We start from the raw sequence: 6,215 nt of genomic DNA, 5'->3' as shown, positions 1-6,215 counted from the left end.
ATAAGTATGGGTCCTCGCTCGCCCGCTGTAATACTGTTCTGGTCGTCAGCCACAGGGGCACCGGACGCCGTTGTCAGTTTTTTCTTCATTTTGATTCACCTCCTTAAGATATGAATAGTAAAATCATTTTTTGCGTTTTTTTATTAAATATACGCACTAAAAAGATAAATCAAAGGAAAAATATCTTACCTCTTTTTCTGCATTGATTGCAAATGTTTTCTCATTCCATCCATTCATAGATAAAGCTGTATTATGTGATTGTATTAAGTAGGTTTAATGAACTGATGTAAGGTGTGTCTATTCTTTGTTAGGGTCTGGGTGTAAGCTATTTACTTAACCGCCCTCTTGCTCATATCATAGACACTCTTGAAAGTCTCTTCACTGCCCTTTAGATTGGGTTGTGTTTCTTCCTCTTTTACCACTTCCTTAATCGTTATTTCCGGACAGATCATTCTCCAGCCATCTTTAAATTCTTCTTGTTCTCCTTTTTTACTTTTTTTGAATATCATAGAAGCTTAAACCTCCTTTCATTCTAATCAGAGCTTGAATCAAAACCAATACTTTTTATCAAAAAGAGAGAATTTAGTCAATAGCTTTTAAAAGGTTTTTGTTGATGGAATTATAACTTAATCCTTTTGATATTTCAATAATTGGGAAGGGGGGTGAGGGAAGAAAAAGTAAAAAAAGAGTTATCCTTTCTCTTCCCTGTCACTCATAAGCAAGGAAGGTAAAAACTTATAAAAATCTTCTGTATCAGAAATGAAAAAAAATTACTTTTTCCTAATTTTAATTCCTACTTTTTCTCGGACTCTCCTGATGGATATACCTTAAAGTACTGTCCGCACTTTTTACATCTCCATCTTTCTCCATAAGCCGTCTTTACAACATCTTTACTTTTGCAACTTGGGCACTCCGCCATAAGTCCCCCTCCTTTCGTTAAAGATTAAAATGATTAAAAATAACTTGCGTGGATAGAGAAGTAGAATGAAACAACGGACAAACGCGGACTGAGCTCTCTTGAGCTAATAATCTGATAATAATGGTATAATCAAACATAAAAACCTCTCGAGAAAGGTTTTTCATGTAATAATTACGCCGATTATCAAGTGATTTAAACTACGAAGATACCCTTTTAAAATAATTAAAAACTCTATAGATGTCAAGTAAAAATTTTGTTAAAAGAACCTCTAAAAATCATCTAAATCAACAGCAAAAATCAAATAAAACCTTGAATTTAAATCAGTTATCTTCTGCCTCCCCCTCCTCTTTGTTTGCCTCCCTGTCCCTTGTCTCGACCTATACCTTCTCCCCTGTCTCTAACGCCAAGCTCTTCACCCCTGTGAAGACCCATATCTCTTCTTTCCCTTTCTCTTTCTCGCTCTTCCCATCTCAGTTCTTTTTCTTTCTCTTGCTTACTCAATTCCTTTTCTCTCTCTCGCTCCTCTTTTCTTAGCTCCTTTTCTTTTTCTTTCTCTTCCTTACTCATTTCCCTTTCTCTTTCTCGCTCTTCTTTTCTCTGTTTCTTTTCAAACTGTTTTTCTGCTCTTACCTCTTCCTTTGAGGTTGCTTTTTCCTTTTTTGGCTTTGCATCAAGGCTCTGTAGACTCACCACTAAAAATATCACACTGAAAATCAAAGCTATCCTCTTTAACATCTTGCTCCTCCTCTTATATGGACTTTTTACTTTTTCCTCTGCTCTGATTTTGAAGCCTCGATTATCTTGATCAGTGATTCTGTGAGCTTCTCAATAATGGGTATGGCTTCTTTTGATGCCAGGATATCTTTATCTAACTTCTCTGTCTCCTTTTTGAGAGTCTCAACCTTTGTCTCGAGGGTACCGACTTTTTCAGAAATCTGTTTGCTCTCCTGGGTCTTTAAGAGGGACGCAACATCTCGCTCCAGCGCAGCCAATTTTTGAGAGAGTTGTTTTATCTGAGTATAACCTAAAAAAGTAAAGACAATGGCGATAACAACCCCTGCAATAATTAACTTATCTTTCATTTTATTTTATTCCCCCCTTTCGATTTACTTAAATAATCTGAGTCTCTTTTCTTATCAAAAAAGATGGTTTTAGTCAATAAGTTTTTGCGGTTCTTAAAACCCCTTTTGTTTTTTAGGGATTTTTTAAGTGAATTCGGAATTGATTATCTTCTATCAAAAAGAAATCATTTGGTCAAGTGGCAGGCTTCTCATTTTTCGTCATCGCTATTCCACATTGAGAAGCTTAAGCATTTTACTCTTATCTGTTGTTGGGAGCTTACAGTTATAATTGAGACAGACATAGGCAGTGGCTGTGCCGTTAATAGGCTTTTGGTATTTGACAAACGGAGAGAGACGATCAATTTCAGCGGATTCTTGAATTGGGCGGAGAATGACCACCTTGTTCGGTATAAAATGGCTTCTGATAGCCCTTAACATCTCTTTTGTGTCCTTCCTCTCTGGGTTGCCCACAACCACCACCTCATAAGAGGGCCCGACTCCAAAATCCAAGGCAGCCATGAGATGGGTATGTGCAGATGGGGACGGCTTGACCATGTCGGAAAAAAAGCTCCCGATTTTCGCTGCTTTCTCTTCCAGATCAGAATTAGCAGTGATTCGTCCAAGTCGAAGGAGGTTGAGCTTTGCCACCGAGTTTCCAGAGGGTATGGCACCATCGTAAATCTCTTTGTTGCGAACAAGGAGTTTCTCACCATCATCAGCCGTAAAATAGAATCCCCCACTACTTTTATCCCAGTAGTGTTCTATCAAATCCCTGTTCAAATCAAGAGCCAATGTAAGGTATTTCACTTCAAAGGTAGCCTCAAAGAGTTCTAACACTCCCCAAATCAAAAAGGCATAATCATCTAAATAAGCAGATATACCAGCCTCTCCATCGCGGTAGCGATGAAGGAGTCGTCCATCTTTAGTTCGCATATTCTTTAGGATAAAATCTAAAGCCCGCTTTCCGGCTTTGACATACTCCTCTTCATCAAAGACCTGTCCACCTTTTGCCAGTGCAGCGATCATGAAACCATTCCAATCAGTCAAAATCTTATCGTCTTTATGGGGATGGACTCTTTTCTTGCGATATGCAAATAGCTTCTGGCGTATTTTTCCCAGGCGATTTTGAAGCCCTTGCTCGGACATCTTAAAGTTAGCTGCGTGCTCTTCAAGTGATTTTGCCAGATGCAGGATATTTTCACCTGTTTTTTCTCCGGTTGCCTCTTCTTTGAAATTCCCCTCTTCTTTGACAGCGAACACCTTAACGATCAGATCTGCCTCTTCTTTTTCAAGAATTTGTCTGATTTCTTCATACTTCCACAGATATATCTTCCCTTCTTTGCCCTCGCTATCAGCGTCCTCAGCAGAATAGAATCCTCCTTCTTTGTTCGTCATATCCCGAAGAACATAGGTAAAAATCTCTCTTGCCGTTTTTGCATACTCTTCCTTTCTGGTTGCTTGATAAGCCTCAATATAAGCTATAGCGAGTAGTGCCTGATCGTAGAGCATCTTTTCAAAGTGAGGCAAAAGCCACTTTGAATCTGTTGAGTAGCGGTGAAAGCCAAATCCGATATGGTCATAGATGCCACCACGTCTCATCTCTTGAAGGGTCTTTTCAACCATAAAAAGAGCTTCCTTGCTTTCTTTGCGCTTCCAGCAACGTAAAAGGTAGCTGAGACTGTGGGGGGTTGGAAATTTCGGTGTGTTCCCGAAACCACCATGCTCCCCATCAAAGTTTCTTCTCAGCTGCTCATAAGCGAGATTCAGGGTGGATTCATCCAGCTTTGCACCCGGTGAGCCAGGCGATACCTGCTTGAGGGCTGCAGTAATTTGATGTGCTGCACCTAAAGCATCCGATCGCTGTTCTTTCCAGAGCTTCTTGATACGTGGAATCAGATCCATCATACCAATCCGTCCATACCGTGTCTCCTTCGGAATATAGGTGGCGGCAAAGAAAGGTTTTTTGTCTGGCGTCATAATGATGGTAAGAGGCCATCCCCCAGTGCCAGTTAGTATTTGACAGATTGCCATGTAGATGCTGTCTATGTCAGGTCGCTCCTCGCGATCGACCTTTATCGAGACAAATACCTCATTCATCAATCTGGCAACCTCAGCATCCTCAAATGACTCGTGCTCCATTACATGGCACCAGTGGCATGTCGAGTATCCAATAGAGAGAAAAATAGGCTTATCTTCCTTCTCTGCCTTCTCAAATGCTTCTACTCCCCATGGGTACCAATCCACGGGGTTGTCTGCATGCTGAAGGAGATAGGGGCTCTTTTCAGATTTCAGCATATTATACTCCTTAGCTTCTATAGATTGAGTTTTCTTGGCTATAGCCTTATCATTTAATAAGAGTAGCACTAAGCCAGCAGCTCCCATAGCAAACACTAATAAAAATATAACCAAGCATTTTTCCCAATCAAGTTTCATAGTGCACAACTTTGCAAATTAATGAACGTTTGCCAAGCCGAACTACTATACTGTTTAATTTAATATAGACTCATAGAGATGACAAATAGAACATCTGTTTGATTTGAAAAAGTTTTAAAGGAGATGAGGTATAGCAATCTTATGTAAACCTTTGAGAAGAAAAAATAAATATGATAAGGCTGCTTATCTTAACCATTGCCACCACAAAACAGGTCTTTACCAATCCAAGGATGGGCAGAAGAACGATTCCACCGATAACCCCTCCAATGTAGCCCCCAAAAAGGTCAGCACCATAAAGTAAGCCAGCAGTAGTTCCCAGCTTAGGAGAAAACCGTGAGTGTATCATTGCAGCCAAGGGGAACTGTACGCCAATCAAAAAGCCAGAGATAAAAGAAAGGACGAGAAAGCTTACCTGTGTAAGAAAGAAGACTGATCTGTTTTCTAAATGAGGATGAAGAATGAGGAATATTACTGGAAGGATGCCTGAAAAAAGGATGATTGAGAGTTCTACTTTCATAAAAAAAGGAATGCTTTTCTTAATCCTCTCCAAAAAGAATGTCATAAGCCCGCTTCCTACGGTTGTCCCGACCATAAGAGCGGTTACCAAGAGCCCTATTTGATAAAAAACATACCCGCAGAGGACCTGGAAGGTAAATACGAGTATGAGGTCAAAGAGCATTCCAGCAAATCCTGTAAATAGAATAGCAAGGGGAACAGCTATCTTTAAAGATCCTTTAATCCTTGAGCAGATAAAAATAAAACTTAAGGTAAAGATGGCAAGGAAGAAGATAATCTGTTTTAAATTTATCTTCTCAAACCACTGAAACCACTTCTGTATATAAGGAGAAAAAAGGGCATTTCTGTAAGCAAGGCTATGGAATACTGCCAGAGGAATAAAATCTGAGTTTATTTTCCTCTCTTGGTTTAGGGAGCTTAAAAACCACTCCAGCCTCCTTTTATCCAACTTATACTTTAGATGCCCCTTTGTCAAAAGATTTGTCCTAAGCTCTCTTTCTTCGAGCCTTTTACTGAGTAGGGTCTCGTTGATAAGCGTGATCTCTTCTGAGTTTGAAGCCAAAAAGAGATTAAAATCTCCTGGAATGATACGAATAGAAGGGTAAATGCTCCTCAGCGTATTAAGAATACAGCCATTAAGATTCTTTAGTTCTTTACTCAGAGAGGTTAAAGAGCCAGGGAGACCAATAACGAAAACCCCTCCTGGCTTAAGCTTCTTTTTGGCCAAAACAAAGAACTCTTTTGTAAACATTCTGTTTACCTGAAGATCAGTTGGATTTGAGACGCCAACGAAAATGAGGTCATATAACTTTTGTGTCCTCTGGATAAACAACCTCCCATCGATATTTTGGATATCTACTTTTTGGTTTTCCAGCTCCGATTGGGTAAGGGGCGTAGGAAATTTCTTTACTGCTTTCAATAGAAGAGGGTCCAATTCAGCATAGTCTATTTTTTTTACACTCCTGTATTTGAGAATCTCACCTATCACACCCCCTGCCCCACCACTTAAGACCAAAATCTCCTCTGGGCTTTGGTGGGAAAGCATCGGCAGATGAACAAATTCTTCTACAAAGACGATATCCGGAGTGGGAGTCGTAATGGTGGGGATGCCGTCAGTGAAGAATGTATACTGCTTTTCCCTCTCAACAACAGAAACATTTCCATAAATAGAATTTTTGTAATAGACGACCTTCTGACCCTTCCATTGATTTTTTATGGAGAGCCAGTGAATCTTATCTACTCCCCCACCAAAGAGGAGATAACCTCCAAAAAGAAATAATAATATG

6 protein-coding genes are annotated in these 6,215 nt (G+C 39.8%); all 6 read right to left on the bottom strand.

Annotated elements, in window-relative coordinates; genetic code table 11:
• Positions 1–329 precede the first annotated feature (329 nt).
• Positions 330–509 (bottom strand): hypothetical protein, encoded by a 180-nt coding sequence (locus tag VMW81_09685; protein ID HUU51209.1) that lies wholly within the window; start codon positions 507–509, stop codon positions 330–332.
• A gap of 284 nt (positions 510–793) precedes the next feature.
• A complete protein-coding gene (locus VMW81_09680; protein ID HUU51208.1) occupies positions 794–919 on the bottom strand; it encodes a hypothetical protein in 126 nt (41 codons plus the stop codon).
• Positions 920–1,243: 324 nt separating this feature from the next.
• A complete protein-coding gene (locus VMW81_09675; protein ID HUU51207.1) occupies positions 1,244–1,654 on the bottom strand; it encodes a hypothetical protein in 411 nt (136 codons plus the stop codon).
• Positions 1,655–1,680: 26 nt separating this feature from the next.
• Entirely contained in the window at positions 1,681–2,001 is a 321-nt protein-coding gene (locus VMW81_09670; protein ID HUU51206.1) for a hypothetical protein, read from the bottom strand.
• A gap of 204 nt (positions 2,002–2,205) precedes the next feature.
• Positions 2,206–4,413, bottom strand: coding sequence for a thioredoxin domain-containing protein (locus tag VMW81_09665; protein ID HUU51205.1), 2,208 nt, complete (start codon positions 4,411–4,413; stop codon positions 2,206–2,208).
• Positions 4,414–4,552: 139 nt separating this feature from the next.
• On the bottom strand, positions 4,553–6,215 hold a 1,663-nt coding region (locus tag VMW81_09660; GenBank protein ID HUU51204.1), incomplete at its 5' end, for a spermine synthase.

The organism is Nitrospinota bacterium (assembly GCA_035528715.1).
GTDB lineage: Bacteria > JADFOP01 > JADFOP01 > DATKYB01 > DATKYB01 > DATKYB01.
The sequence above is the reverse complement of the archived record's forward strand: the minus strand, read 5'-3'. Positions and strand labels throughout refer to the sequence as shown.